The sequence below is a fragment of the Pseudoalteromonas sp. SIMBA_162 genome, from assembly GCF_046535955.1.
Lineage (GTDB): Bacteria > Pseudomonadota > Gammaproteobacteria > Enterobacterales > Alteromonadaceae > Pseudoalteromonas > Pseudoalteromonas marina.
Genome location: NZ_JAWJBQ010001027.1, coordinates 1 through 243, shown reverse-complemented (window position 1 = coordinate 243; position 243 = coordinate 1). Strand labels below are relative to the sequence as shown.

Here is a 243-nt window from a genome sequence, read left to right as displayed (position 1 = left end):
GTCGATCGAAGTCAGCGGCGTGCGGCCAAACAGTGTACCGACAGCCTCACGCACACGCGGTACGCGGGTCGAACCACCGACCATGACCACCGCACCTCCCTCCTCAAGCTCGACACCGCTGTCGCGCACGGCGCGGCGGCAGGCCTTGAGGCTGCGGGCGATCAGCGGCTCGATCATGGCATCGAAGACCGCCCGGCTGAGCTCGCCCTGCCAGGCACCGTGACTGACGCTGACCACGTCAGC

1 protein-coding gene is annotated in these 243 nt (G+C 68.3%); it reads right to left on the bottom strand.

The annotated features are described in order from the left end of the window. Positions 1–243 (bottom strand): Hsp70 family protein (locus R0J88_RS22830; RefSeq protein ID WP_410901294.1); only part of this gene is annotated, 243 nt, incomplete at both ends.